General features: G+C 63.4%; 25 protein-coding genes. 19 read left to right on the top strand and 6 right to left on the bottom strand.

The genetic code is table 11. From position 1 onward, the window contains the following. The first annotated feature begins 28 nt into the window (after positions 1 to 28). The 15 genes from KUV72_RS04465 to lpxL all read left to right on the top strand — a co-directional run bounded on the left by KUV72_RS04465 (position 29) and on the right by lpxL (position 14,219). A complete protein-coding gene (locus tag KUV72_RS04465; protein WP_222237574.1) occupies positions 29 to 1,189 on the top strand; it encodes a hypothetical protein in 1,161 nt (386 codons plus the stop codon). 84 nt (positions 1,190 to 1,273) lie between these two features. Further along, positions 1,274 to 1,978, top strand: coding sequence for a C39 family peptidase (locus KUV72_RS04460; protein ID WP_206941223.1), 705 nt, complete (start codon positions 1,274 to 1,276; stop codon positions 1,976 to 1,978). A gap of 67 nt (positions 1,979 to 2,045) precedes the next feature. After that, on the top strand, positions 2,046 to 2,834 hold the full coding sequence (locus tag KUV72_RS04455) for a hypothetical protein (protein WP_222162775.1): 789 nt from the start codon (positions 2,046 to 2,048) through the stop codon (positions 2,832 to 2,834). A gap of 234 nt (positions 2,835 to 3,068) precedes the next feature. After that, positions 3,069 to 4,145 (top strand): transporter, encoded by a 1,077-nt coding sequence (locus tag KUV72_RS04450; RefSeq protein WP_224851990.1) that lies wholly within the window; start codon positions 3,069 to 3,071, stop codon positions 4,143 to 4,145. 258 nt (positions 4,146 to 4,403) lie between these two features. Next, the gene (gene ftsB / locus KUV72_RS04445; RefSeq protein WP_206941219.1) at positions 4,404 to 4,742 is read left to right on the top strand and encodes a cell division protein FtsB; all 339 of its coding nucleotides are present in this window, start codon (positions 4,404 to 4,406) and stop codon (positions 4,740 to 4,742) included. Further along, on the top strand, positions 4,739 to 5,467 hold the full coding sequence (gene ispD, locus KUV72_RS04440) for a 2-C-methyl-D-erythritol 4-phosphate cytidylyltransferase (protein WP_222237573.1): 729 nt from the start codon (positions 4,739 to 4,741) through the stop codon (positions 5,465 to 5,467). Before ftsB ends, ispD begins: the two co-directional genes overlap by 4 nt. A gap of 26 nt (positions 5,468 to 5,493) precedes the next feature. Next, on the top strand, positions 5,494 to 6,027 hold the full coding sequence (ispF, locus tag KUV72_RS04435) for a 2-C-methyl-D-erythritol 2,4-cyclodiphosphate synthase (protein ID WP_315857858.1): 534 nt from the start codon (positions 5,494 to 5,496) through the stop codon (positions 6,025 to 6,027). Further along, complete coding sequence (gene truD, locus KUV72_RS04430; protein WP_222237571.1) at positions 6,024 to 7,232, top strand: tRNA pseudouridine(13) synthase TruD; 1,209 nt, start codon at positions 6,024 to 6,026, stop codon at positions 7,230 to 7,232. The genes ispF and truD overlap by 4 nt, the downstream gene beginning before the upstream one ends. Next, on the top strand, positions 7,229 to 7,975 hold the full coding sequence (gene surE / locus KUV72_RS04425) for a 5'/3'-nucleotidase SurE (protein ID WP_222237570.1): 747 nt from the start codon (positions 7,229 to 7,231) through the stop codon (positions 7,973 to 7,975). Before truD ends, surE begins: the two co-directional genes overlap by 4 nt. Beyond that, positions 7,962 to 8,627: a protein-L-isoaspartate(D-aspartate) O-methyltransferase gene (locus KUV72_RS04420; RefSeq protein ID WP_206941207.1), complete on the top strand. Its 666-nt coding sequence runs from the start codon at positions 7,962 to 7,964 to the stop codon at positions 8,625 to 8,627. The genes surE and KUV72_RS04420 overlap by 14 nt, the downstream gene beginning before the upstream one ends. 35 nt (positions 8,628 to 8,662) lie before the next feature. Further along, positions 8,663 to 9,580: a DUF368 domain-containing protein gene (locus KUV72_RS04415; protein WP_222162909.1), complete on the top strand. Its 918-nt coding sequence runs from the start codon at positions 8,663 to 8,665 to the stop codon at positions 9,578 to 9,580. A gap of 28 nt (positions 9,581 to 9,608) precedes the next feature. Further along, positions 9,609 to 10,745, top strand: a complete 1,137-nt coding sequence (locus KUV72_RS04410; protein WP_222237569.1) for a peptidoglycan DD-metalloendopeptidase family protein — start codon at positions 9,609 to 9,611, stop codon at positions 10,743 to 10,745. A 111-nt stretch (positions 10,746 to 10,856) separates the two neighbouring features. Continuing rightward, positions 10,857 to 11,852, top strand: coding sequence for an RNA polymerase sigma factor RpoS (rpoS, locus tag KUV72_RS04405; RefSeq protein ID WP_206941780.1), 996 nt, complete (start codon positions 10,857 to 10,859; stop codon positions 11,850 to 11,852). 291 nt (positions 11,853 to 12,143) lie between these two features. Then, positions 12,144 to 13,253 carry an alanine racemase gene (alr, locus tag KUV72_RS04400; RefSeq protein ID WP_222237568.1) on the top strand — a complete coding sequence of 370 codons (1,110 nt, stop codon included), beginning with the start codon at positions 12,144 to 12,146 and terminating at the stop codon, positions 13,251 to 13,253. Positions 13,254 to 13,298: 45 nt separating this feature from the next. Then, on the top strand, positions 13,299 to 14,219 hold the full coding sequence (gene lpxL, locus KUV72_RS04395; protein ID WP_206941201.1) for an LpxL/LpxP family Kdo(2)-lipid IV(A) lauroyl/palmitoleoyl acyltransferase: 921 nt from the start codon (positions 13,299 to 13,301) through the stop codon (positions 14,217 to 14,219). A 41-nt stretch (positions 14,220 to 14,260) separates the two neighbouring features. Here lpxL and KUV72_RS04390 read toward each other — a convergent pair whose 3' ends face one another. The 5 genes from KUV72_RS04390 to KUV72_RS04370 all read right to left on the bottom strand — a co-directional run bounded on the left by KUV72_RS04390 (position 14,261) and on the right by KUV72_RS04370 (position 20,056). Continuing rightward, the gene (locus KUV72_RS04390; RefSeq protein ID WP_222237567.1) at positions 14,261 to 15,613 is read right to left on the bottom strand and encodes a DUF2254 domain-containing protein; all 1,353 of its coding nucleotides are present in this window, start codon (positions 15,611 to 15,613) and stop codon (positions 14,261 to 14,263) included. Between the two features lie 228 nt (positions 15,614 to 15,841). Then, the gene (gene ettA / locus KUV72_RS04385; protein WP_206941197.1) at positions 15,842 to 17,503 is read right to left on the bottom strand and encodes an energy-dependent translational throttle protein EttA; all 1,662 of its coding nucleotides are present in this window, start codon (positions 17,501 to 17,503) and stop codon (positions 15,842 to 15,844) included. Between the two features lie 296 nt (positions 17,504 to 17,799). After that, positions 17,800 to 18,000, bottom strand: coding sequence for a PA3496 family putative envelope integrity protein (locus KUV72_RS04380; protein WP_206941195.1), 201 nt, complete (start codon positions 17,998 to 18,000; stop codon positions 17,800 to 17,802). A 146-nt stretch (positions 18,001 to 18,146) separates the two neighbouring features. Next, on the bottom strand, positions 18,147 to 18,581 hold the full coding sequence (locus tag KUV72_RS04375) for a PAS domain-containing protein (protein ID WP_206941193.1): 435 nt from the start codon (positions 18,579 to 18,581) through the stop codon (positions 18,147 to 18,149). A gap of 161 nt (positions 18,582 to 18,742) precedes the next feature. After that, positions 18,743 to 20,056, bottom strand: coding sequence for an MFS transporter (locus KUV72_RS04370; RefSeq protein WP_222237566.1), 1,314 nt, complete (start codon positions 20,054 to 20,056; stop codon positions 18,743 to 18,745). A gap of 62 nt (positions 20,057 to 20,118) precedes the next feature. On the opposite strand from KUV72_RS04370, the gene KUV72_RS04365 reads away from it, so the two are divergent. Both KUV72_RS04365 and KUV72_RS04360 read left to right on the top strand, forming a co-directional pair. Further along, positions 20,119 to 20,388 carry a SelT/SelW/SelH family protein gene (locus KUV72_RS04365; RefSeq protein ID WP_206941189.1) on the top strand — a complete coding sequence of 90 codons (270 nt, stop codon included), beginning with the start codon at positions 20,119 to 20,121 and terminating at the stop codon, positions 20,386 to 20,388. Positions 20,389 to 20,566: 178 nt separating this feature from the next. Then, entirely contained in the window at positions 20,567 to 21,460 is an 894-nt protein-coding gene (locus tag KUV72_RS04360) for a DMT family transporter (protein WP_222237565.1), read from the top strand. 62 nt (positions 21,461 to 21,522) lie between these two features. Here the strand turns inward: KUV72_RS04360 and KUV72_RS04355 are convergent, their stop codons facing one another. Then, positions 21,523 to 22,176, bottom strand: coding sequence for an arylesterase (locus tag KUV72_RS04355; protein WP_315857852.1), 654 nt, complete (start codon positions 22,174 to 22,176; stop codon positions 21,523 to 21,525). A gap of 91 nt (positions 22,177 to 22,267) precedes the next feature. Here KUV72_RS04355 and KUV72_RS04350 point away from each other — a divergent pair, with 91 nt between their 5' ends. After that, entirely contained in the window at positions 22,268 to 23,017 is a 750-nt protein-coding gene (locus KUV72_RS04350; RefSeq protein ID WP_222237564.1) for an ABC transporter ATP-binding protein, read from the top strand. Between the two features lie 80 nt (positions 23,018 to 23,097). Then, entirely contained in the window at positions 23,098 to 25,674 is a 2,577-nt protein-coding gene (locus KUV72_RS04345) for an ABC transporter permease (RefSeq protein WP_222237789.1), read from the top strand. Positions 25,675 to 25,699 lie beyond the last annotated feature (25 nt).

The raw sequence follows: 25,699 nt of genomic DNA, 5'->3' as shown, positions 1-25,699 counted from the left end.
GCAGTACGGTTCATTCAGGAGAACGACCATGAAAACTTTCCAAAAAGCTCCGCTCGCTCTGGCCATCTCTGCACTTCTGGCCGCGCCCGCGGCAATGGCGGAAAACCGTTTCGACACCGATTCCTACATGGATTCCGACGTCAACAACCGCTACGACGTTCATATCAAGAACGACTCCCACACCTACAAGCGCCTGGGCGCCCTGGGCGGGTCGATCTTCTATGATCCCAACTACTCTGGCGCGACTGTGGATAGCAAGCAGTTCAGCGACGACAACGAAGCCTCTCAGAGCCTGACCAAGAACAATGCCACCCTGGGCAGCGGTGCCCTCCAGGGCGCCTCGGGTAACGTCGGCGTCAACGTGGCGGCCGGTGACAACAACCAGCAGGCCAACGATGCCGCGCTGTCATCTTCTGACGCCGCCACCGTGTTCGGCCAGTCTGCGTCGTTCTCCTTCCAGTCCGCCTCCAACAACACTACCGACATCAGCGCCAGCCCGAACAATGCCCGCATGGGCACCAACGCGCTGCGTAATGCCAGCGGTAATGTGGGTGTCAACGTGGCCGCCGGTATCGGCAACGCCCAGCACAACAGTCTGGCCGCGTCGGTCAACACTGCCAGCGGCAGCGCCGATGCCACATCCGGCGGCGTCCAGGCCAGCTTTGGCAACACCTCTATGACAGGCGGCGAAGTCGTGACTCTGACCAACACCTCTGCCTATCTCGAGAAGACCGCGCTGCGCGGTGGCTATGTGGGTGGCGGTCGCGGCTCCTACGAAGGTGACTGGGCACAGACCAACGACGTCTATCCGGAAATCTGGCAGGGCGGCGATGGACACTCTGGTGGCGAGGTGCTGTGGGGCCACATCGACTTCGACGACAATGGTCCGACCATTGGCGGCCTGAAGAACGAAGGCAAGTTCGAGGGTGAGGAAAGCGGCACTCTGAGCTTCCGCGAGCGCGGCCGGATCAGCCTGGGTGGCGTCTCCGCTGGCTTCAGCATCGATACACGCCAGCGCCTGGTCTACCAGGAAAACAACGCCTCTCTCGGCACCAACGCCCTGGCCGGGGCCACCGGCAACATCGGCGTCAACATCGCCGCTGGCGGCGGCAACATGCAGCGCAACTCGCTGTCCATTGCCTCCAGCATGGGTGGCACCTCCATGGGTGGTGGCGGTGGCGAGAACTAAGCCAACATCACTCGCGTGATACTCCCCGGCCCTTGCGGGCCGGGGTTCTTTCACCACGACGTTCAGCACGAAGGGAGACCGACCATGACGCTGCCACGCTGGTCGCTGGCCACGGCAATCGCCCTTGGCCTGGCACTGCCCGCCCTCGACGGGCACGCCGCCACCATCCGCCTGGGCGGCATTGTGCCGGGGACGGTGATCAACAAGGACGTCCAGTCCATCCGTGAACGTCGCTACGAGAACCTGGTGGAGCAGCGCACCGACTTTTCCTGTGGTGCCGCGTCACTGGCCACGCTTCTCAAGTACGCCTACCAGATGTCCGATACCACCGAGCACGATGTCCTGGCGGGCATGCTCGAGGTGGCCGATCTGGAGCTGGTGCAGCAGCAGGGCTTCTCTCTGCTGGATCTCAAGAACTATGTCGAGACGCTGGGTCTCAGGGGCCGCGGCTATGAAGTCGATGGCGACACCCTGGACCAGGTATCGATACCGGTGATCGTCCTTTTGGACCTCAACGGATACAGACACTTCGTGGTCATGAAGAAGGCCAGCGGGGATCGCGTCTACATCGGCGATCCGGCGTTGGGCAATCGGGTAATGACCCGTGACGACTTCCTGGCCGCCTGGAACAACATCATTTTCGCGGTGGTGGGAGACGGTTTCGACCGCTATACCGCCTTGCTGGATCCGCGCCAGCCGTTGACGGCGCATCGTATGAAGGACGTGTTTTCTCCCGTATCACGCGAACAGATGATCGACTTCGGTTTCCGTCACGCCGAGCTGTTCTGACAACAACGATCACAAAGCGGCAAGGCTCTGCGGCGTGGTGAGGCGCCGTCGATCAGGGGGCACGAACATGATGGGACAGGACAAGGGAACAGGGGCAGGCAGGGGCGCCATGCTGTTGGCGCTGGCGTTGTCCCTGTCGATACCGGCGGCACAGGCCGCCACCACCGATTTCACCACCTTTGAAGGCTTCGCCAGTGCACGCCAGCTTTCGGATAACGAGCTTGGCGTGCAGCGAGGCCGTTTTGCCGACAAGGGGCGGCTGATGTTCTTTGGCGTGCAGATGGTCAGTGAGTGGCGCACCGCCGCCGGTGACCAGCTGGCCGCGGGCGCTCGCATGTTGGGGGATCTCAGCCGGCAGCAGCCCAGTGTCAGCTTTGAACCCACGATCACCGTCGTGGAAAGCCGAGCGGGTCTGGCGCGACTTGGCAATGGCGCCCGGGTGGTCGACCAGGGGACCGCCAATGCCTCCGGGGTCGTGCAGTCGATCCAGGCCGGCGGTGACTTCAACGTGGCCGCCAATGACCTGGTGATCGATGTGCTGGATGCCTCCAGCTTCAGCACTAGCAGCGCGAGTGGGGGAGGTACCCGAACCCGCCAGGTCGCTGGCAGCACCATCGCGGTGTCCGCGGTGGGCAACGACATGAGCGTGTCCATCGACATGCCGGGCATGGGCAACATTCGTCAGGCCATCGTGCCAGGCAGTGGGCTTAGTCAGGCGATTCAGCTGTCCAGCAGCCTGCAGCAGGTGCGAAACCTCACCCGGCTGCAGCTGTATATGGGCAATCAGTCCGGCGTGGGGGATCGTGCGACGCCCGGCATGCTGAGTGGAATCAAGGCGGCAGCCGCCTTGCGTTGACAATAAATGCCCGAATCGCGGTATTTAAGACTCTTTTAACGTACACATTAACTACGCTTGAGCAGGGGTGACAGGGAACTCCTGCCGGGAGAGGAGCACGGGAGGCACGCTGGTACTGGCATGCAGGTGGGCCAGGCCTCCCCCTGACGGGCGCGCCAGACGACCGGTTGCAGGTAGCCCCTCGAGAAAGAGTGAAGAACGACAAGCGACCATTTCGGGGACAAGGAGAACGACGTGAATATCGTCATCAACAGGACGCTCTGCCCGCCCCTGGCGGGCCTTTTGCTTGCCGGTGCCGCGACACCGGTTTTCGCCCAGCAGACCGTGGGTGCCGAGCAGCAGCAGGCGCTGGAGTCTCAGGAAGCCTCGCGCAGCGTGCAGGATATCTTCCGTGAGGAACACGCGCTGTTCTCGGACCGACTGACCATCGAGCCGGGCATCACCTATACCTACTCTGATCGCGACAGCCTGGCCCTACGCGGCTTTCTGGCCCTCGATGCGATCTTCCTCGGCGAGCTCAATCTGGATAATGTCGAGACCCATATCACCACGCTGGATATCAACACCCGCTATGGTTTGACCGACAGGCTGGAGGCCAGCATCAACGTGCCCTTCGTCTATCGGACGACCACCATCCAGTCCATCGGTGGCGAGTTTTCCACCGAACAGAATGTCGAGGAGGATGTCGACGAGGCCGGATTGGGTGACATCTCGGCGAGTCTGTCCTATCGCCTGCTGCCCGAGACCACGGAGCGGCCCGACGTGGTGGTGAGTCTCGGAGTGCGCGCACCGACCGGCAAGGACCCCTACGGGATCGAGATCGAGCAGGTCGACTCGGCGGGTAACCTCTCGGTGCCCAAGGAGTTGCCTACCGGTAACGGGGTCTGGGGCGTGACGGCTGGGGTCTCGGTGTTGAAGACCCTGGATCCCGCCATCGTCTTTGCCAACCTGGGGTACACCTACAATATCGAGGAAGAGTTCGACGACATTTCGGCAGGCGAGGGAGACCAGAAGGCCGAAGTGGACCTGGGGGACAGCATCAGCGCGGGCTTTGGTACGGCGTTTGCCTTGAACGAGCGCTTGAGCCTTGCGCTGTCGTATTCACATGAGTACATCCGCAAGACCGAGATCACCCCGGATGGCGGTCGCAAGACCGACGTCATCGGCAGTGATGCCAACATCGGTGTGTTCAATATTGGTGGTACCTACGCCATGTCCGACTCCACCTCGGTGGTCACCAACCTGGGCATCGGCATGACCGATGACGCCTCGGACATCAGCTTGACCTTCCGCATGCCGTTCCAGCTGTAACGGTAGTCGGATGCAACAGTAGTCGGACCCGTGACCCAGCGGCCGCCATGATATGGCGGCCGCTGTCGTATCGGCACCCTGGCATATCGACTCCCTGTCATATCCGTCTGCTGCGGTAGCGAGCGGTTGTGGCCGCGGTGTGTTGTGGCGACATCGAGCCGGGGATAGCCGCCGCACGCTCCGGATGGCCCTGCGGCTCGCCCCGGATGGGCGGGCGATGGCATACTAGGCGCCGAATCGAATGTCGACGGTACCCTCATGCTCAAGACCTTGGCGATAGTGCTGCTGGCACTGCTCGCCCTGCTTCAGTATCGACTGTGGCTGGGCCAGGGTGGTGTCATGGAAATGAATGAAGTCAGCGGGCGTGTGGAAGCACTGGAAGCCCAGAATCAGCCGCTGCGTGACCGTAACTCGCGGCTGAGCGCCGAGGTGGTGGACCTCAAGACCGGTCTGGATGCCATTGAAGAGCGTGCGCGCAGCGATGTCGGGATGGTGCGCACCGACGAGCAGTTCTTCTGGGTGCCCGGGGTCGAGACGGACGTCGCGCCGTCTCCCCAGCCTGAGCCAGGCAGCGGGCAGGGAGCGAGTAGCCAATGAGTGCTGCCGCTCCACGACTGTGGTTGATCGTGCCAGCCGCCGGCGTCGGGCGCCGAGTCGGGGGCGATATGCCCAAGCAATACCGGGAGGTGGCCGGGCGTCCGGTCATGGCGCATACCCTTGAACGCCTGTATCAGGCCTTTCCCGATGCCCACCTGTGTCTTTGCCTGTCGCCGGAGGATGTCTGGTTCGACCCAGCGCTGGTGCCGTTTCCACACTGGCAGCGTGTTCCTGGCGGTGCCGAACGGGTGCACAGCGTGGTCAATGCGCTGGCAGCGATCCAGACCCAGTGCCAGCCGGATGACCTGGTGATGGTGCATGACGTGGCTCGTCCCTGTGTCAGCAGCGAGGACCTGAAGCATCTGTATCAGGCGGCACTGGAGGCTACGGAGGGTGCCCTGCTGGCCTCGCCGGTGGCGGATACTATCAAGCGTGACAACGGTCAGGGGCACATCGCCGGCACCGAAGATCGTCGCGGCCTGTGGCAGGCCCAGACCCCGCAGGCCTTTCGTTTTGCGCTGTTGCAGCGCGCGCTGGGGCAGGCGCTGTCCGCCGATGGCATCGGCGTTGCGCGCATCACCGATGAGGCCTCTGCGGTGGAAGCGCTGGGCCTCTCGCCCCGGCTGGTGTCAGGACGCCGCGACAACATCAAGATCACCCATCCCGAGGACCTGCGTCTGGCAGAGCTGTTGCTCTCCAGCGCGGGCGCGCCGCGGGAAACGTAAGAGACTCATCGACTATGCTACTGCCTTTGCGGATAGGCCACGGATTTGACGTACATCGCTTTGGCGACGGCGACCATCTGATGATCGGAGGCGTGCGCCTGCCGTTTGCCCACGGCTTTGTTGCTCACTCCGATGGGGACGTGCTGCTCCATGCCGTCAGTGATGCGCTGCTCGGAGCCTGTGCGCTGGGAGATATTGGCCACCTGTTTCCCGATACCGATCCGGCCTGGAAGGGTGCCGACAGTCGCGACCTGCTTCGGCGCGTGATGCAGGAAGTGACCGCAGCGGGATATCAGGTGGCCAACCTGGATGCCACCTTGATGGCTCAGGCGCCCAAGATGGCGCCTCATCTCCTGGCCATGCGGGGGCACTTGGCGGAAGACCTGGGAATCGATCTCGCCGCCGTCAACGTCAAGGCCACCACGACAGAGCGCCTTGGCTTTACCGGCCGGGGCGAGGGCATCGCCGCCGAGGCGGTGGTGCTGCTGTCCGCGATCGAGGCGGTCGGTATCGACCAGCAGGGAGAACAGGAGCGGGCTCAGGGACAGGAGCGTCCATGACCGACGCCATTGTCTGGCCGCCGCAGTGGCCTCGTTATCTGGATGATCGCCTGGGTGCACCCCTGCCGGGTGAGTACCGGCAGACGCCGGACGACTTCCTGGTCGAGGAGGACCTGGGCTTTGCGCCGGAAGGGCAGGGGGAACATCTCTGGCTGTGGATCGCCAAGCGTGATGCCACCACCTCCCGGGTCGCCTCGTCCCTGGCCCATCTATGCGGCGTCACTCGTCGTGACGTGGGGTATGCCGGCATGAAGGACCGGGTGGCGGTGACGCGCCAGTGGTTCTCGGTGCACCTGCCCGGCAAGGAGGCTCCCGCCGACCTGGAAGCGCGCCTGGCCGCCGAGGGCTACCAAGTGGAAGCGCGCGCCCGCCACCCGCGCAAGCTCAAGCGTGGCGTGCATCGCGGCAACCGGTTTCGACTGAAGGTGACGGGGCCGGTGGTGCAGGATACACAGCTGGCGGCGCGCTTTGACGCGGTCATCCAGGATGGCGTGCCCAACTACTTTGGCCCGCAGCGCTTTGGTCCAGAGGGACGTAACCTCAGCCGCGCCGTGGCGGTGCTGGCGCGAGGCTGGCGCAAGCGTGATGATCGCGATGGCATGCTGCTGTCCGCCGCGCGCAGCTACTTGTTCAACGCCCAGCTCGCCGAACGACTGCGCCGGGGAGAGTGGCGTCAGGTTCTCTCGGGTGACGTGATGATGCTGGAAGGCAGCCGCAGTCTGTTCGAGGTCGGCGCCAGCGAGGCGCTCGCAGCCACGTCAGCAGACAGCGCGCCAGCAGGCAGCCACGCCGCGAGCGCCGACTCAGGTAGTGGCGAGGGGCCGTCGGATGATGACCTGTCCCTGCGACTCGCCCAGGGTGACATTCACCCTACTGCAGTGCTGTGGGGCCGCGGCGGAAGCCGCGCCCGGGCCGATGCCGGCGCGTGGGAGAAGGACGTGCTTGGCGCCGCCCCCGCACTGTGTCAGGGCCTGGAGAAGGCGGGTGTGCAGGCATCGCGCAGGGCCTTGCGGGTGATGCTTGGTGAGGCCAGCCTGGTGCGGGAAGGGGAGGCCGTGTGGTTGAGCTTTCGGCTACCCGCCGGTGCCTTTGCCACCGCCGTGTTGCGCGAGTTGATGACCCACCCGAGCCTGCAGTTTCGCACTGCCTCAGACGCCACCGCAGGTGGGCGGAACATCGCTGACGAACAAGGAGATACCCCATGAGGCGACTGCTGCTATCGAACGATGACGGCGTCCATGCGCCTGGCCTTAAGGCGCTGCATGACGCGCTGGTGCCCTGCGCCAGGCTCAGGGTCGTGGCCCCTGACCGTGATCGCAGTGGAGCCAGCAACTCGCTGACGCTGTCGCGGCCGCTGTCGCTGACCCCGACCCATGATGGGTTCTACAGCGTCGACGGGACCCCCGCCGATTGCGTCTATCTTGGCGCCAATGGGGTGTGGGATGAGACGCCGGATCTGGTCATTTCCGGTATCAATCATGGCGGAAACCTTGGCGATGACGTGCTCTACTCGGGCACGGTGGCCGCCGCCATGGAAGGCAGAAACCTCGGCATGACGGCGATCGCCATGTCACTGGTCGGCGAGCACCACTTTGCCACTGCGGGAAGGGTCGCGGCGAGTCTGGTGGGAGGGCTCGAGCAGCTGTCTCTGCCGCCGCGCAGCTTGCTGAATGTCAATGTGCCTGACCTCCCTTGGGAGGAGATCAAGGGCTTCCGGGTAACCCGCATGGGCTATCGTGGACCCGCCGATCGTCCCATCGAGGCGCGAGACCCCCGCGGCCGCGTGCGCTACTGGATTGCTCCTGTCGGGGACAACGCAGACGATGCCGATGACACCGACTTTGCTGCCGTGGCGCAGGGCTACGTGTCCATTACCCCGCTGCAGACCGACCTGACGCGCCACGCCGCGCGCAACGATGTGCAGGATTGGCTTGATGCGCTCACCTGATCTCAAAGGCGTCGGCATGACCTCCCAGCGAACGCGGGACCGGATGGTCCAGCGGCTTCGCGATCAAGGGGTGTGTGCATCCCAGGTGCTGGAAGTGATGGCCAGCGAGCCGCGTCATCTTTTCCTTGATGAAGCGCTGTCGCACCGCGCCTACGAGGACACGGCGCTACCCATCGGTCACGGTCAGACCCTGTCCCAACCATGGATTGTCGGGCGCATGAGCGAGCTGGTGCTGCAGGAGTCTCCCCGGCGGGTGCTCGAGGTAGGTACCGGATCGGGATACCAGACCTTGATCCTGGCGCGCCTGGTCGAGGAACTCTGGTCGGTGGAGAGGATCAATGCGCTGCATCGCGTGGCGGCATCCCGGCTGCGCCTGCTGAAAGCCCACAACGCCAGGCTGCGGTTGGCCGACGGTGGGCATGGCTGGCCGGAAGCGGCCCCTTTTGATGTCATCCTGTTGACCGCCTGTGCCAGCGAATTGCCGGAGCCCTTGCTGTCACAGCTGGTCGATCAGGGGGTACTGATCGCTCCGTTGGAGGGGCAGGACGGACAGCAGTGGCTGACGCGGGTGCGCCGCCATGGAGAACGCTATGAATACGAACGGTTGGAGCCGGTGCGCTTCGTGCCCTTATTGGAAGGAGTGATTCGTTGAAACATTCGCTTGGCCTGTTCCTGCGAGGGGCGGGAATGGGGGCGGCAGATGCCGTACCGGGAGTCTCGGGGGGCACGATTGCCTTCGTCACCGGTATTTATGAAGAATTGATCCACACGATCAAGCGTTTCGGCCCCAGCGCTTTCGGTGCGCTGCGTAGCGGTGGCCTCAAGGGGCTGGTGGTTCATCTCAACCTGAGCTTCCTGCTTCCGCTGATGGCGGGCATCCTGGCCAGCCTGATCACGGTAGCTCACCTGGTGGTATGGCTGCTGGACGCGCACCCGCTGTTGCTTAATGGCTTCTTCTTTGGCTTGGTCGCGGCCTCCGCGCTGGTGGTGGGCAAGCACCCTGCTGACTGGCGCTGGTGGCACATCTTGCCGCTGGCGCTTGGGCTGGTGTTGGCCCAGGCTCTGCCGTCGCTGATGCCGCTGGTCAATGCCTTGGGCACGCCGGCGCTGGTGCTGATCGTGGGCGGTGCCATCGCCATCAGCGCCATGCTGTTACCCGGGGTTTCCGGCAGCTTCCTGCTGCTGAGCATGGGCCTCTACGATGTCGTGATGCAGGGGATACGCGGATTCGACATTCCGCTGCTGGGACTGTTCGCATTGGGCTGTCTGATTGGCCTGTTCACCTTTTCCCGGGTCCTGTCCTGGCTGCTGCAGCGTCATCACACGGCCACGCTGCAACTGCTGGTAGGATTTATCGTGGGTTCACTGCCGATTCTATGGCCGTGGCGCGAGCTGACCCGCTATCAGCTGGGATCCGATGGACAGGTCATACCGCTGGACTACCGCTATCTGGCGCCCTGGGATTATTCTGCGGTTACCGGAGACTCCGCGCAGTTGGTGGGGGTGACCGCGCTGGCTATCTTCGGCATGCTGCTGGTGATCATCGTCGCCAGGGTCGGAGACACCTCAGCCACTCGCAAAGACACTATCGCCGGCCGCCACTAGCGGACTGCCGACAAGGAGACATCACACGATGCACAAGATTTTCGTCATCTCCAGCCTGGCTTTGGCCCTGGCAGGCTGTGCCAATCAGCAGGGCGCCAGTCAACCGGTTCAGGTCCAGGACCTGTCCTCGGCCAGAGCGGCCCAGGTGCCGGCTCAGTACACCGTGCAGTCCGGCGACACGCTCTACGGTATCGCCTGGCGGCATGACATGGATTTCCGTGAGCTGGCACGTCTCAATAACATCACACCGCCCTATCGGATCGACGTCGGCCAGACGCTGCGCCTGTCCGCCGATGGCTCCCAGGCAGGAGGCATGGCGGCCACCGGTGCTGTCGCCAGCGCCAACGAGGGCGCCGTGGCCACGCCATTGGGCCAATCGACTCCGACCAGCCAGCCCACTGGTGAAGATCTCGAATGGCTGTTGCCGGACGGCAGCACGGAAACAGTCAGCAATGGCGCTGAGCAGGTATCGTCAGCGGCCGTGCAGGGCGCTGCCGGTGTGGCGGGAGCCAGCGCTGGCAGCCCGGGTCCTGTTTATGACTATGACAGCCCCGGAGCCGAAGGCCTGAGCGACAGTGACCAGGCCGAGCGGGCCAGACGCGAGGCCGAGGAGTCGGTGGTGGCCGCCGCCGAGGAAGAGGCGCGTGAGATGTCTGAAAATAGCGAATCTGCACAATCTGGCTCGGCCAGTGAAGCGGATTCCAGCACTGCTCAAGCCGCCTCCGAGGAAGCGTCCAGCAGCGGCTCCGGTAGCGCTTCAGCCAGCACCACGCGTACCTACACGCCAGTGGACGAGGTGCCCTGGCAGTGGCCTGCCGATGGCCAGGTAGTCAGCCAATTTGGCGAAAGTTCCAGCATCACCGCTGGCATTGATATCGGCGGTCAAAAGGGGCAACCTGTCAGAGCGGCGGGTCCAGGCAAGGTGGTCTACGCGGGCAGCGGTGTCAGGGGCTATGGAAAGCTCATCCTGCTCAAGCACAACGACGAATATCTCAGTGCTTATGCCCACAACGACAGCCTGAAGGTCAGCGAGAATGACGTCGTCGAGGCCGGTCAGGTGATCGCCACGATGGGAGACAGCGACGCCGAGGATGTTCGCCTGCACTTTGAAGTGCGCAAGGATGGCCAGCCACAGGATCCGACGAAATATCTTCCTTCCCGTTGAGAAACTCCACGTTTCTCCCGGATGAGCGTCACACAATAATAATCTTTGGCGTTGATCGTGGAGGTTCACGACAACGCCGGGTCGCAACCACGGGGTAGTTATACGATGAGCATGCTTGAACGGGACCTTCAGGATGTGAACCTCGATACCGTAGACGAGGCCGATGATGACGCTGTCGAGGATGTGACAGACGAGGCCGATGACATCGAGGACGCCGATGACGATTCCGAGGCCTTCGAAAAGGCTCTGGGCCGTGAGGATCGCTACGCGCGCCAGAGCCTGGATGCCACCCAGATCTATCTGAACGAGATCGGGTTCTCCCCGCTGCTGACGCCCGAGGAAGAGGTCTATTTCGGGCGATTGGCGCGCAAGGGAGACCCCCAGGGACGGGCTCGCATGATCGAGTCCAACCTGCGCCTGGTCGTCAAGATCGCGCGCCGCTACCTCAACCGTGGGCTGACGCTGCTCGACCTGATCGAAGAGGGCAACCTCGGCCTGATTCGCGCTGTCGAAAAGTTTGACCCCGAGCGCGGCTTCCGTTTCTCGACCTATGCCACCTGGTGGATTCGCCAGACCATCGAGCGGGCACTGATGAACCAGACCCGCACGATTCGCTTGCCCATCCACGTGGTCAAGGAACTCAATATCTACCTGCGCGCGGCCCGTGAGCTGACCCAGAAGCTGGATCACGAGGCGACCGCCGAAGAGATCGCCGAGCATCTGGACAAGCCGGTGGATACGGTCAAGAAGATGATGGGGCTTAACGAGCGCGTATCCTCGGTCGACTACCCGATGGGCGGCGAGAGCGACAAGCCCTTGATCGAGACCCTGACCGATGACAACGATCAGGGGCCCGAGTCGACACTGGTGGATGGCGACGTCAAGGCCCACGTCGATCATTGGCTGGCCGAGCTGACCGAGAAACAGTGCGAGGTCGTGGTACGTCGCTTTGGCCTGCGCGGGCACGAGGCGGCAACCCTGGAGCAGGTCGGTGAAGAGATTGGCCTGACCCGGGAGCGAGTGCGCCAGATTCAGGTCGAGGCACTCAAGAAGCTGCGTCGCATGCTCGACAAGCAGGGCCTGTCCCTGGACGCCATCTTCGAGTAAGCCGAGTCGCTTGACGCCGCCGGATGGACGGCGGTTGAGCGAAGAGATCGCTCAGTGAACGCCAGTGCGGCGTGGAAACATCAACCGACTTGCTCAAGCGCCGGGCGCTGCTCTGGATCACTCCAGATGCACTTCCGGCGTTTTTTATGGGATTTTTCTAAAGAGCTCTATTTGTTGAGAAAGAACAGCTAGGTACACAGGATTTAATGGCGTTTAATGCCATGAAATGGCTCCGAGTATCGAGCATAATGTGGTGGCGAACCATCCCTGAATCCTGTCATCGGAGCCCCCATGTCCCGCCCGCTCATCGCCCATATCGACCTGGACGCCTTGCGTCATAACTACCGTTTGGCGGCCGGGCTTGCTCCCGACAGCCTGAGTGTGGCGGTGCTCAAGGCGGATGCCTATGGTCACGGGGCGGTGACCTGTGCCAAGGCGCTGGCGGGCCTGGCGCCGATGTTCGCTGTGGCGGCGATCGAGGAGGCCATGGCACTGCGTGAGGCCGGTATTCGCGAGCCTATCGTGCTGCTCGAGGGAATCTTCAGCGCCGATGAGCTGGCGCTGGTGGAGTCGCTGGAGCTGGGTATGGCCATTCACAGTGACTGGCAGCTCGAAGCGGTGCTGGCCTGGCGGCCGGCCAGGCCGGTCATGACCTGGCTGAAGGTGGACTCCGGCATGCATCGGCTCGGCTTTTCTCCCGACCGCGCCGCCGCCGTGTGGAAGGCGCTCAAGGCGGCACCTGAAGTGGTGAGGGACCTGCATCTGATGAGCCACTTTGCCACCGCCGACAGTCGCGACGACCACTACTTCGCGCAGCAGCGAGAGATCATCATGGCGCTCGCGGAACAGCTTGATGCTCCGCTGTGCGTGGCCAACTCTCCCAGCATTCTGGCCCACGTCGAGGCCCACGGGGCGATCAACCGGCCGGGGGTGATGCTGTATGGTTCCGATCCCCTCGAACAGGCCAATGACGCCAGCCAGCAGCTGTCTCCGGTCATGACGCTGCGCAGCGAGATCATCGCGGTGCGCGAACTCGGCGCAGGTGAACCGGTTGGCTACGGCGGCCGCTTTGTCACTTCTGCGCCGACTCGCATCGGTGTGGTGGCCTGCGGCTACGGTGATGGCTACGACCGACACGCGGTAGATGGCACCCCTGTGCTGGTCGATGGTCAACGCTGTCGTCTGGCGGGCAAGGTATCCATGGACATGATGACCGTGGACCTCACCGACATGCCTCAGGCCGATATCGGCAGCGAGGTGGTGCTGTGGGGGCGCAGCCAGGCGGGTACTGTGCTCTCCGTGGATGAGGTCGCGACCTATTGCGATACCATCAGCTATACCTTGCTGACCGGGGTGCTGCCCAGGGTGCCCAGGCGTTACAATGGCGGCCATATCGACTGACGGCCTGCCTCCGTTGGTCGCCTGGACCGACCGACGAGGGATCGCATGTCAGAGGACACATCGACCAAGCCACGCTACTGGACCCAGCCCCGCTACTGGCCGACTTACCTGGCGATTGCCGGCATGCGTGTCAGTGCCTGGCTGCCTTGGCGGGTCAAGCTCGGGCTTGGGCGCCTGACGGGGCTTGCCGCCTGGCGCTTTGCCAAGCGCCGTCGCCAGATCACCGAGACCAATATTCGTCTGTGCTTTCCCGAGCTGGACGAGGCGGCCCAGGCCCGCCTGGTCAAGGACAGCTTCATGGCCAACGGTATCGGTATCTTCGAGACGGCGACGGGCTGGTGTCGCGATCCCGAGCACCTGCGCCACCGCGTGACGTTCAAGGGCCAGCAGCATATGGCTCGGGTCGAGGAGGCGGGGAAGGGCGCGCTGATCATCGGCATTCACTTTTCCACGCTGGATCTTGGCGGTGCCCTGCACTCGCTGTTTTTCCCCGCCGATGTGGTCTACCGTCCCCATGACAACCCGGTATTCGAACGCTTCATGACCCGGGCGCGCAACGGCATCTTTGGCACCGCCATCGACCGCCATGACTTGCGTGGCGTGGTGCGTCGGATCAAGACGGGGCACCACGTCTGGTACAGCCCTGATCAGGATTTCGGCCGCGATGCCAGCGTGTTTGCTCCCTTCTTTGGCGTCGAGGCGGCGTCGATCAAGTTGACCGCCAAGATCGCCAAGATGACCGGGGCGCCGGTGATGCCGCTGATCTTCCATCGCAATCCCGACGACCGGACCTACAGCCTGGAATACCTGCCACCGCTGGATAACTTTCCCAGCGGAGATGAAGTTGCCGATGCGGCCCGGATCAATCAGGTGATCGAACAGGCGATTCGCCGTCACCCGGAGCAATATCTGTGGATGCATCGGCGTTTCAAGACCAGGCCCAGGGGCGAGGCCAAGATCTACTGATTTGCTAGGCAGGCTAGCCCTGGCAGCCGTCAGCCCACGCCTCACGCAATCTCATGCAGTCGCGCCGTCAGCTGGTCCCGAACCGGGGCCATGTCGAGGCGGTGGGCCCCTTGATCCAGCCGCTCGAGAACGAACGTCAGGTCCATGCGGTGGGCGCTGTCATGGGCTAGCGCCTGGCCAACTCTTTGTGTCATCAGTTGCAGGGTCTCGAGATGATGAGGTTCTGCAAACAGCGATAGCGACTTCAATGACTTGAGCAGCCCCAGGAGAATGCTCTGGTCGTTTGCTCCGTAGTGCAGCAGGGGCACGAAGAGGCGATGCAGCAGGCTATCGAAGCGTTCCACCGGCCAGCAGACCCTGCGCCTGCCCTGGGCATCGACCAAGGTGTTGGCGGGTTGCCAGGACATGTAGCGGCATAGCAGATCCGTCATCCTGTGCAGGCAGAGCCTGGCGGTCCCAGGGTCATTGATACCCGGTGACAGCGCCTTGATGGCGACCTCCATCATCTGGGTCATGCCGTGCACGAAGTGCTCATCAATGGATTCGCCGTCGAGGTAGGTCAGCGTGGCAAGCATTTCGCTGCACCACTCCTCGTTGGGCGCATCGTCGCATTCCAGAATCATGATCGGCGTGCCTTCCACCACGTAGTCGCCAAAGCGAAAATCGAGGTGAAGGGTGCCACCGATGCTCTCCGCCAGCGCTGCCAGGCGCTCGAGATTGGCGTTCTGCACGTAGCCGGTCATCTGGGCCCTGAGGGGATGCCACGACCCCTGAGCGGGGGCGCTGGCGGGCAGATACCGCCAGGGGTCTGAGGCTTCGGTCTGACGCTTGCGCTCCATGCTGCGCTGGGTGGCGGCATGCAGGCCGGAGATCACCGCGTCGACCTGGATCGACTGCGAGGCGTTATGGATGAAGTAGACGAACAGTGCCAGGCAATGCAGGACCATGGCGCAGGCCAGGTACAGAGCCAGTGATCGCCAGGCGGCCTCGCCTTCATCGACCTCCGGGACGATCAGCAGAATCAGGATGAACAGGATGGTGCCGAGATAGTGGCCAAGCACCCACTGATTGGCGCGCTCGGTCACCAGGCCGAAGACCAGCTTGTGGGAGAAATTTCCGCCGGCCTGGGAGAGCACGGACATGACCATCGAAAAACTGAATACCATCAGCGAGATCATGCCCCCCAGCAGCGCAGCCAGCAGCGATTGAGCACTTCCTGGCGCGGTCAGGCTCAAGCGCTGAATGACGTCGGGCAAGGAGGTATCGCTGATGGGTGGCATCAATGCCAGCAGGCCGAGTGCGCCATAGATCAAGGCAGATAGTGTCGGCAGATAGGCGATGCTGGTGTAGAAGGCACGCAACAGGCGCACCGGATTCAGACTGACAGATGACATGGAAGCGTCCCGGCGGATCCTTGGTATCACCTCGGCGTCAGGACGAGGCAATGATGCATTTACCCTGACGTTTATGGCGCCGGAAGGGGGGAGCTGGCAAGCGCTATCTGTTTCAGGGGAGTGAGCGCTCAAGGCAGGGGGCGTTGCAGAGGCCGTGAGCCGGTCACAAACAGCGACGCCACCGGAGCTACCGGTGGCGTCGAGGTGTCAGGTCAACAACCTGTCAGATCAAGCGTCGATGCGCTTGTACTTCATGCGGTGCGGGGTGTCGTCGCCGACACGTTTCTTGTGGTCCGCCTCGTACTCGGTGTAGTTGCCATCGAAGAATTCAACGTGCGAGTCGCCCTCGAAGGCCAGGATATGCGTCGCGATGCGGTCCAGGAACCAGCGATCGTGCGAGATCACCATGGCGCAGCCAGGGAAGGCCAGCAGGGCTTCTTCCAGGGCGCGAAGGGTCTCGATATCCAGGTCGTTGGACGGTTCGTCAAGCAGCAGCACGTTGGCGCCCTGCTTGAGTGTCTGCGCCAGCTGCAGACGGCCACGCTCACCGCCGGACAGGTCACGCAGGAACTTCTGCTGATCGTTGCCCTTGAAGTTGAAGCGACCGACGTAGGCGCGAGAAGACACCTCGTAACCGTTGATGTTGAGGATGTCCTGTCCGTCGGACACCGCCTCCCACACGGTCTGCTTGTCGTCGAGGGCATCACGCATCTGCTCGACGTAGGCGATATCGACGGTGTCACCCTTGACCACTTCGCCAGCGTCCGGTGACTCGCTGCCCTGAATCAGCTTGAACAGGGTGGACTTGCCGGCACCGTTGCCGCCGACGATACCGACGATGGCACCCTGGGGGATGGTGAAGCTCAGGTCTTCGTAGAGCAGCTTGTCGTCGAAGCGCTTGGTCACATTGTGGAATTCGATGACCTTGTCGCCGAGGCGCGGGCCAGGCGGAATATAGATCTCGTTGGTCTCGTTGCGCTTCTGGAAATCGCCGGACTGCATTTCCTCGAAACGGTTAAGACGCGCCTTGCTCTTGGCCTGGCGGCCTTTGGCATTGGAGCGCACCCACTCGAGCTCGTGCTTGATCGCCTTCTGGCGAGAGGCCTCGGCCTTGGCTTCCTGTTCGAGGCGCTTTTCCTTGGCTTCCAGCCACTGGGAGTAGTTGCCTTCGAAGGGGATGCCCTGGCCACGATCCAGCTCCAGGATCCAGCCGGCCACGTTGTCGAGGAAGTAACGGTCGTGGGTGATGGCCACCACGGTGCCGGAATAGTCGTGGAGAAAGCGTTCCAGCCAGGCCACGGACTCGGCATCCAGGTGGTTGGTCGGCTCATCCAGCAGCAGCATGTCTGGGCTTGACAGCAGCAGGCGACACAGCGCTACGCGGCGGCGTTCACCTCCAGACAGGTGCCCGACGTTGGCCTCCCAGGGCGGAAGCCTGAGAGCGTCGGCGGCCACTTCCAGCTTGCGCTCGAGGTTGTGGGCGTCGGCGGCTTCGATCAGGTTTTCCAGCTTGGCCTGTTCGGCGGCCAGAGCGTCGAAGTCGGCATCCGGTTCAGCATAGGCAGCGTAGACGGCGTCCAGTTTAGTCTGAGCGTCCTTGATCTCGCCCAGGGCTTCTTCGACGGTCTCGCGCACGTTCTTGCTGTCGTCGAGCTCGGGTTCCTGCGGCAGATAGCCAACGTTGAGGCCGGGCATCGGACGAGCCTCGCCTTCGATCTCGGTATCCACGCCGGCCATGATGCGCAGCAGGGTGGATTTACCGGCACCGTTCAGGCCGAGCACGCCGATCTTTGCCCCCGGGAAGAAGGACAAAGAGATGTCCTTGAGGATCTGCTTCTTGGGGGGCACGACCTTGCCCACCCGGTTCATGGTGTAGACGTATTGCGCCATGGGAACTCGCTAAAGTTGGGAAGCGGTGCCATGCAGGGCTGTCGGCGTACCTGGACGTCGTCAGCGCTCATGTTGTCCGGCTTCCTCAGTTGGGTTCGCGGAAAAAATGCTGGCCACAGATGATAGAGCCGGAGCACAGCGAACGCCAGCCACCAACCAAGATTCACCGCCTGCCGGCAGCGGAAGGGCTTATGCAAGCCCCACCGAGAGAGACGCAAGAGCAGTACGCGCAAGCCCGATCGGCATCCCTATGGCCTCGGTGGCTCGTTTGTCAACTTGCGCGTCAGAGACTCGCCCTATTCTTCCTCGTCGTAGTCCCAGTCATCGTCGATGGCCTGGCGCAATCGGCGTTCTTCCAGCAGGGCTTCGACTCGTCGCCTGGCGCGCAGGGTATCACTGCGGCTTGAGGATCGACTGCGTGAGTAGTCTTCGTCGTTGACCGCGTCCTGATCGGACAGGTCGAGATAGGCATCATCGAGAAGGGAATCGCGGCTCATGTGGAGTCTCCCATGGCCAGAGCGCCGGGGCGCGTCATATCACTCCATGCTTCCGGTACCCGGAAAGCGCCAACAGAATCCTTGGATTCTGTTGGCTATATAAGCGCGAATCGAGAAAAGTGCAAGAGGGGAAGAGCAATGGGCTGTCAGGCGCCGCTGGCGGCTGAACGTAGGCGTCCCAGCTCCTCGTGATCTGCAACGCGCTCCGAGACGTCCTTCTGGACCCCGATGAAGTAGACCAGTTCGTCGCTTTCATCGAAGACGGGGGTCAATGAGAGTTCGTTATAGAAGAGGGTGCCATCCTTCTTGTAGTTGCGCAGGACTTCCCGGCAGGGGCGCAGCTCGCGCAGCGCCTCGCGGACCGCATCGAGGCCAGGCTGGTCGGTATCGTCATTCTGCAGGAAGCGGCAGTCGCGGTAGAGAATCTCGTCTGCGCTGTAGCCGGTAAGACGCTCAAAGCCCTGATTGACGTAGATCAGGATGTGTTCGTCGCCTTCCTTTTCGGCCACCACGATCCCGTCCTCAGAGGCATTGATGATGCGTTCAAGCAGTTCCGGGTCGATCATGCTGGGTCGTTTCATGGGACGTCCTGTTAAAGGCTGCACGGGGGCTTCACCCGGAAGGCCGAGGGAAGTGGTGTCACTTTCAGCATAGTTGGGTCCCTAGCATGGGGATGCATGTCATTTAAATCAATGTCTGTCGAAGACATCTTGTGGGTCACCCAGAGCAAAGCAACCCCTCGTCACTCCTCGACTTCAGGGAGCCTGCGTGCACTTAACGCCGCAAGGCCTGCCGTGGCTGCCAGTACCAGCATCAATGGCCCCGTGCCGAGCCACTGGGCCAGGCCGCCGATGAACGCACCGACGGCCAGCATCAGAACACCGGTGATGGTGTTGGAGAGTGCCACGTACAGTGCCCGGTCATCGGCGCCAGCCATGTCTACCACGTAGGTCTTGCGGCCGAGCCGAATACCGGAGTGGACGATGACCAGCAGTCCGTAGACCAGGGCATAGGGCCAGGTACTGGCGGCAACGGCCGCCGGTGCCCAGGCCAGCCCCGCGCCCAGCAGACAGCAGAGTGTGGTGCCGATGGCGCCATCGCGCATGACGGTTCTGCTGGAAGCGTCGGATCGCTTGCCCCAGATGGGGCTCGCGACCATACCGGCGACACCGGATACCAGGATCAGCAGGCCCAGGCCACCCAGCTCGGCGCTGCCATTGTTCTGGGCCATGAGCGCGACATAGGGCAGTGCCAGGGCGCTGGACAGCAGCAATGCCCGAGTCAGGTTGAAGTGCCGGAAGGCGACGTCGTCACGCATCAGCGCTACCCCGGTCTTGATCGAGTGCCAGACGCTGTCGCCGCCGTCGGTGGCCCCTTCGGCTTCCTCGATGGCCGCCGCGCACAAGGCGTTGAGCGTCCAGCCAAGTGCAGCGACGCTGAGCAGAATGGCCAGGGCCAGCTGACCTGGCCGGTCATCGAACAGGACCAGCACCCCACCCGCTGCCAGTGTCACTGCGCCCGCTACGCTTCCGCTCCAGCCCATCAACGTGCCGCGCCGCTGCTTGGAAATGGTCTTGCCCAGCACATCCTTGGTAGCGATGGAGGAGAGCCCCCTGGCCAGCGACAGCACGATCAGGGTCAGCAGCACCAGACTGCCGCCCAGGCTGCCGGACCCCCACAGTGCCAGTCCCGCGAGGACGGCGGCGGCGATCGCCTGCAGCAAGCCCCCGACCACCCACACCCACTTGCGCTGGGGTTTGAGGCGAATGAAGCCAGCCACAAACAGTTGGGGCAGCAGGGCGCCCGCTTCGCGGATGGGCACCAGCAGGCCGACCATCCAGGTCGGCGCGCCAATCGCGCCCAGCAGCCAGGGCAGTACCAGACGTGCGCTGGACAGCTCGTCGGCCAGCTTGTTGCCGAGAGCGGCGAACAGGTGCAGGAAGAAGTTGCGGGGCTGTTCGTTGCAGGCGCTGTCGGGGATGTCCTTGCACAGCCGGCTGTCCTCGTCGCCGGTCAGCCATTCGTAGAGTCGGGTCTGGGTCTCGCCTATGGCCATGTGAGGGTTCCTGGCTGATAAGATGCTAAAGGTATCCACGTGCTTGAACAGGGAGACTGAACTTGGCACGAATCCGAATTATCTACTGTACGCAATGTCAGTGGCTTTTGCGTAGCGGCTGGTACGCTCAGGAGTTGCTGTCCACCTTTGGCGAGGAGTTGGCAGAAGTCACCCTGGTGCCGTCTCATGGGGGGCAGTTCGAGATCCATGTTGATGACGAGGTAATCTGGGAGCGCAAGCAAGATGGCGGCTTCCCGGATATCAAGTCGCTGAAACAGCGTGTTCGGGATGCCATCGCCCCAGGGCGCGACCTGGGACATATCGACCGCTAGCAGGGGGGGCGCGGGTGCGCCCCCGCCTAATCACCGAAGGCCATGGGAAACCGGCCTGCTGCTGTGAATGCTGTGCGATCAGCGTGGTCTCGCGTGTGGTCTCGCGTGTGATCTTGCGTGTGATCTTGCGTAGTCCCGCTGTCGCTGCCACTGCTGCGCCATGATGCAAGGAACTGCAATGACTTCTGATCGACAGGCGATGGCCTTTGGGCTGGGCGCCGTAGCGCTGTGGTCCACCGTGGCCACTGCCTTCAAGCTGGCCTTGACGCACATGAGCCCGCTGGAATTGATGTGGCTGGCGGCGCTGGTGTCCTGGGCGCTGATGGGGGGGCTGGTGATCTATCGCGGTCAGCTTCGCCACGCGCTGAAGAGGGGCTGGAAGACGGCGCTTTGGGCAGGACTGATGAACCCGGTGGCCTATTACCTGGTGCTGTTCGCCGCCTATGACCGACTGCCCGGCCAGGAAGCCATGGCGCTCAACTACACCTGGGCGCTGGCCATGGCGCTGCTGGCGGTGCCGATCCTCAAGCAGCGCCTGACCCGCATGGACATGGTAGCCGGACTCGTGGCCTACGCCGGCGTGTGGGTGATTGCCACCCGCGGCCAGGTATTCAATGTGGATTTTGCCGACCCCCTGGGGGTCGCGCTGGCGCTGGCCTCAACCCTGATCTGGGCCCTTTACTGGCTGCTCAATGCTCGCGATCAGCGTCCTCCGCTGGTGGCGCAATGGCAGAACTTCAGTGTTGGGGTGCCGGTGCTGACCGTGCTGCTGGTGCTGGGACCAGGGATGCAATGGCATGGCACGGTGTCTTTCGCCGCCGGCATCTACGTGGGCCTGTTCGAGATGGGGATTGCCTTCGTCCTGTGGCAGGCGGCCATACAGCGGGTCTCGCGCACGGCCAAGGTGTCCAACTTGATCTTTCTGTCGCCGCCAGTATCGCTGATGCTGCTGTACCTGGTGGTCGGAGAGCCTATCCAGGCGTCGACCCTGTTGGGGCTGGTGCTGATTCTGGGAGGGCTCGGCCTGCAGCAGTGGCAGAAGGCGCCAGCGGTCGCCACTGCCAATGAGTGAGGCAAGACAGCGAGTGAGGCAAGGCAGCGATTCGCCTGCGCTGGCGTTGATGCCGGACTGGCCTATGAGGTCTCCGCTGACGCCGGGTCGCCCGCTTCGCTGGTCGTGGCGGCGCCATCCAGCAACGGTGACAGGGCCGGCCAGACGTTGTCGAGCATGATGGGCTGCGCCTCTGCGCTGGGGTGAATGCCGTCGTCCTGCATCAGTTCCGGTGTCAGCGCCACCCCCTCGAGCAGGAATGGGACCAGAGGCACCTGATGACGCTGCGACAGCTCCCTGAACACACCGGTAAAGGCCTCACGATAGGCATCACCGTAGTTGGGGGGAATGTCGATACCCAGCAGCAGGACCTCGGCCCCAGACTGTTGGCTACGTTCAATCATGCTCTCGAGATTGGCGGACATCTGGGCCGGGGGCAGGCCTCGCAGGCCGTCGTTGCCGCCCAGCTCCAGCAGAACCAAATCCGGGTCATGCTGTCGCAGAAGTTCGGGCAGACGCGTGGCGCCACCGCTGGTGGTCTCGCCGCTGATACTGGCATTGACGACATCGGCGCGTTGATCGAGGCGTTGTGCCAGCAAGGCCACCCAGCCTTCTTCGCGCTCTATGCCGTAGGCGGCGCTAAGGCTGTCGCCGACCACCAGCAGAGTCGGTGGTGCTGTGTCAGACTGGGCCCATAGTGCCCCCGACAGGGGCAGCGCCAGCACAAGTCCCGACAAGACCGGCAGCCACCTACGCCTGGTGGCCCTCACGCAAGAGCCGGCGAACGACGCTCCTATTCTTGCCATCGTCCGAGGAATTGCTATCACCATGTCGCTGTCTCCTACGTGTGAATCCGTCAACTCTGCTGCTGCTCCGGTCCTTCTGGCGCGTGGCCTGTCCAAGCATGTCGCCAGCGGCAGTCGCGAACTGACTATCCTGCGCGACCTGGAGCTTGAGGTACAGCCCGGGGAAAGCCTGGCCATTCTCGGGCAAAGCGGTGCCGGCAAGTCGACGCTGCTGGCGCTGCTCGCCGGTCTCGATACGCCCAGTGCTGGCGAGCTCGACATGTTCGGTACGTCACTGACCGCTCTCGATGAAGACGGCCGAGCGGCGCTGCGCAACGGCCGGGTCGGTTTCGTGTTCCAGAACTTTCAGCTGTTGCCGACCCTGACCGCGCTGGAAAACGTGTTGCTGCCTACCGAGCTAACCCCGCTGGATCGCCCCGAGCAGCGTGCCCGCCAGTGGCTCGAGCGGGTTGGCCTGGGTGAGCGGCTTGCTCACCTGCCCAAGCAGCTGTCCGGTGGCGAGCAGCAGCGTGTCGCCCTGGCGCGCGCCTTTGTGACTGGGCCCGAGCTGGTCTTTGCGGACGAGCCCACGGGAAATCTGGACCCCGAGACCGGGGAGCGCATCATTCAGACCCTGTTTGAGCTCAACCGTTCCGAGCGAACCACGCTGGTGCTGGTCACCCATGATCATGCCCTGGCACGGCGCTGCGATCGCTGCCTGCAGCTGGCCTCCGGCAAGCTGGTCGACATGCCCCTGTCGCAGCTGGGTCCCGCCGCGGAGGTGTCGTCATGAGCGCAGGCTCCCACCCGCCAAGCAGCACAGCATCGGCGTCAGCCGCCGAGGGGATGGGAAGCCGTCATGCCCGGGTGTTCATGCGGCAGTGTCTGATGGCACTGCGCTCGCTGCGGCGTGATCTGCGGGCCGGGGACGTGCGCGCGCTGCTGGTGGCACTCACCCTGGCGGTGGCTGCCTCCACCATGATGGGCTTCTTTCTCGATCGTCTCGAGCGAGGCCTGACCCGCCAGGCCAGCCAGATGATGGGCGGGGACGTGGTGCTTGAGCAGTCCGATCCCTTTACCGCTGAGGTGCGTCAGCGCCTCGAAACGGCAGGAATGACGCTGAGTGACCAGGTCGACCTGGTCTCCATGGCCAGTCGTGACGGTGCCTTTCAGCCCGTCAGTATCAAGGCCGTTGATCAGGATTACCCCCTCTACGGGGCGTCACGGGTCGACCAGGGGCAGGGTACCGAGGAACTGACCACGGGCCCGGCTCCGGGTGAGGTGTGGCTGGCCCCCAGGCTCGAAACCCTGCTCGATATCGAACTTGGCGACCAGCTGGACCTGGGGCAGGGGAGCTTTCGCGTATCTGGCTGGATCGAACGCGAGGCCGACCAGTCCGCCGGGTTCGGCAGTTTCAATCCCCGGGTGATGATGCACGTCGATGACGTCGAGTCCACCGGCCTGATTCAGCCAGGCTCACGTATCGAGTACGAAATTCTGGCGGCCGGTTCGCCTGATGCAGTGGCCTCCCTGTCCGGTTGGCTGGCGCAGCTTCGCGCCGAAGGTGTCGAGGTGCGCGATGTGCGGGTGGATCGACCGCGTCTTGGCTCGGCCCTGGAGCGGGCGGAGACCTACCTCAGCCTGGCCGGCCTTGCTGCTGTCCTGCTGGCTGGCGTGGCGGTTGCCATGGCCACCCGTCGCTATGTGGACCGACACCTGGATACCGCCGCGTTGCTGCGCTGCTTCGGCGCGTCGCAGCAGGACCTGACCCGTGTCTTTGCGCTGCAGCTGGCGGGCTTGGCTGTTGTCGCCAGTACGTTGGGAGCAGCGTTGGGGTTGGCAGGCCAGGCGGCGCTACTCGCCTTGATGCAACGCTTTCTGCCGCTGGAGCTGCCTCCTCCTGGCATCTTGCCGCTATGGCTTGGCATCTTGACCGCCGTCGCGGTGCTGGCGGGCTTCGCCGGGCCGACGCTGCTGCGATTGAAGCGTGTCAGTGCACTCAAGGTCCTGCGGCGTGAGCTTGACCCCTTGCCGGCCTCCGGCTGGACCCTGCTGGGGGCGGCAGCGCTGGCCTTTGGCGGATTGCTGTGGCTGTATTCTGGCAGTCTGGGACTGGCGGCAGGACTGCTGGTGGGCGGAATGCTGGCACTGGCGCTGCTGTGGGGGTTGGCCGGGCTGATACTTGACGGAGTGCTGAAGCTCGTCTCCCGGTGGCAACATGGCCGACCTGACAGCGTCGCCAATGCCCTGCGTCTCGGCGCCCGCCAGCTGGCCCGTCGCCGCACCGCGAGTCTTGGACAGATGCTCGCCTTCGCGGTCACCTTCTTTGCCATGACCATGATTGCTCTGGTGCGAGGGGATCTGCTGACCACCTGGCAGGCCCAACTGCCCGACGACACGCCCAACCACTTTGCGATCAATATCCAGCCGACCGAGCGAGATGCCTTCGAACGACAGCTTGGTGATATTGCCCAGACCACCAGTGACCTCTATCCCATGGTCAGAGGAAGAATCACGGCAATCAATGGCGAGCCCCCGCGGCAGGCCGTCCCCGCCGACGCTCAGGGAGAGAATGCGCTGCGCCGGGAGCTTAACCTGACCTGGCGAGCGTCGCTGCCAAGCGGCAATCGGCTGGTGGCTGGTGAGTGGTTCGCCGCGTCAGCCAACGCAGATGACTGGCTGTCGCAGGTGGACGCTGAGCCAGCCGCGTCGTCTCCCGAGACAGTGACAGCCCCCATTTCTGTGGAACGTGAGCTGGCAGAGCGCCTGGGGCTAACGCTTGGGGATCGACTCAGTTTCAGTATCGGGGCCGACACCCTGGTCGGAGAAATCACCAGCCTTCGTGATCTCGATTGGGACAGCTTCAAGCCCAACTTCTATGTGATCTTCCCGCCGGGAGTGCTGGAGCGTTTCGGACACAGCTTCATCACCGCCTTCTATCTGGAGGCGGATCGCAAGGCTGACCTGGGGCAGCTGGTGGCGTCCTTTCCCGGCGTGACCTTGCTGGATGTGGATGCGCTGCTGGGCCAGGTGCGCGACGTGCTGGGACAGGTGACTCGCGCCGTCGAGGTGGTATTGGCGTTCGTGCTGCTGGCGGGGGTTAGCGTGCTCTATGCCGCTCTGATTGCCAGTCAGCCGGTAAGGGCCCACGAAAGTGGACTACTGCGCGTGTTTGGTGCGGGACGACGGCTGCTGGACCGCGTGCAGTGGTCCGAGTTTGCCGTTCTGGGCTTGGCCAGTGGACTGATGGCCTCACTGCTGGCCGAGGTCGCCACTGCGGCGTTATACCTGCTGTGGTTGGACCTTCCTCCCCGCTTTCATCTATGGATCTGGTTGGTGGTGCCGTTGTCTGGCGCGTTGATCCTGGGGGCGGTAGGGCACCTGTTGTCTCGAGGCCTGCGGCGCCAAGCGCCTGCGGCAAGCCTTGGGCTGTTGGGAAGCGCTGAGTAGCTGTCGAGCAGGGCAGGGCGCACAG

The organism is Halomonas sp. DP4Y7-1 (assembly GCF_019800705.1).
GTDB lineage: Bacteria > Pseudomonadota > Gammaproteobacteria > Pseudomonadales > Halomonadaceae > Halomonas > Halomonas litopenaei_A.
The sequence above is the reverse complement of the archived record's forward strand: the minus strand, read 5'-3'. Positions and strand labels throughout refer to the sequence as shown.

Bases quoted from the DNA above. Each gene is read 5' to 3' on its own strand.
- KUV72_RS04420 (WP_206941207.1), top strand. From the start codon at position 7,962: ATGCGCTCACCTGATCTCAAAGGCGTCGGCATGACCTCCCAGCGAACG.
- ftsB (WP_206941219.1), top strand. From the start codon at position 4,404: ATGCTCAAGACCTTGGCGATAGTGCTGCTGGCACTGCTCGCCCTGCTT.
- KUV72_RS04465 (WP_222237574.1), top strand. From the start codon at position 29: ATGAAAACTTTCCAAAAAGCTCCGCTCGCTCTGGCCATCTCTGCACTT.
- KUV72_RS04370 (WP_222237566.1), bottom strand. From the start codon at position 20,056: ATGGCCATAGGCGAGACCCAGACCCGACTCTACGAATGGCTGACCGGC.
- KUV72_RS04410 (WP_222237569.1), top strand. From the start codon at position 9,609: ATGCACAAGATTTTCGTCATCTCCAGCCTGGCTTTGGCCCTGGCAGGC.
- KUV72_RS04460 (WP_206941223.1), top strand. From the start codon at position 1,274: ATGACGCTGCCACGCTGGTCGCTGGCCACGGCAATCGCCCTTGGCCTG.
- ispD (WP_222237573.1), top strand. From the start codon at position 4,739: ATGAGTGCTGCCGCTCCACGACTGTGGTTGATCGTGCCAGCCGCCGGC.
- KUV72_RS04345 (WP_222237789.1), top strand. From the start codon at position 23,098: ATGCGGCAGTGTCTGATGGCACTGCGCTCGCTGCGGCGTGATCTGCGG.
- KUV72_RS04455 (WP_222162775.1), top strand. From the start codon at position 2,046: ATGATGGGACAGGACAAGGGAACAGGGGCAGGCAGGGGCGCCATGCTG.
- rpoS (WP_206941780.1), top strand. From the start codon at position 10,857: ATGCTTGAACGGGACCTTCAGGATGTGAACCTCGATACCGTAGACGAG.
- KUV72_RS04375 (WP_206941193.1), bottom strand. From the start codon at position 18,581: ATGAAACGACCCAGCATGATCGACCCGGAACTGCTTGAACGCATCATC.
- KUV72_RS04390 (WP_222237567.1), bottom strand. From the start codon at position 15,613: ATGTCATCTGTCAGTCTGAATCCGGTGCGCCTGTTGCGTGCCTTCTAC.
- KUV72_RS04380 (WP_206941195.1), bottom strand. From the start codon at position 18,000: ATGAGCCGCGATTCCCTTCTCGATGATGCCTATCTCGACCTGTCCGAT.
- surE (WP_222237570.1), top strand. From the start codon at position 7,229: ATGAGGCGACTGCTGCTATCGAACGATGACGGCGTCCATGCGCCTGGC.
- lpxL (WP_206941201.1), top strand. From the start codon at position 13,299: ATGTCAGAGGACACATCGACCAAGCCACGCTACTGGACCCAGCCCCGC.
- KUV72_RS04360 (WP_222237565.1), top strand. From the start codon at position 20,567: ATGACTTCTGATCGACAGGCGATGGCCTTTGGGCTGGGCGCCGTAGCG.
- KUV72_RS04350 (WP_222237564.1), top strand. From the start codon at position 22,268: ATGTCGCTGTCTCCTACGTGTGAATCCGTCAACTCTGCTGCTGCTCCG.
- ettA (WP_206941197.1), bottom strand. From the start codon at position 17,503: ATGGCGCAATACGTCTACACCATGAACCGGGTGGGCAAGGTCGTGCCC.
- KUV72_RS04415 (WP_222162909.1), top strand. From the start codon at position 8,663: ATGGGGGCGGCAGATGCCGTACCGGGAGTCTCGGGGGGCACGATTGCC.
- truD (WP_222237571.1), top strand. From the start codon at position 6,024: ATGACCGACGCCATTGTCTGGCCGCCGCAGTGGCCTCGTTATCTGGAT.
- alr (WP_222237568.1), top strand. From the start codon at position 12,144: ATGTCCCGCCCGCTCATCGCCCATATCGACCTGGACGCCTTGCGTCAT.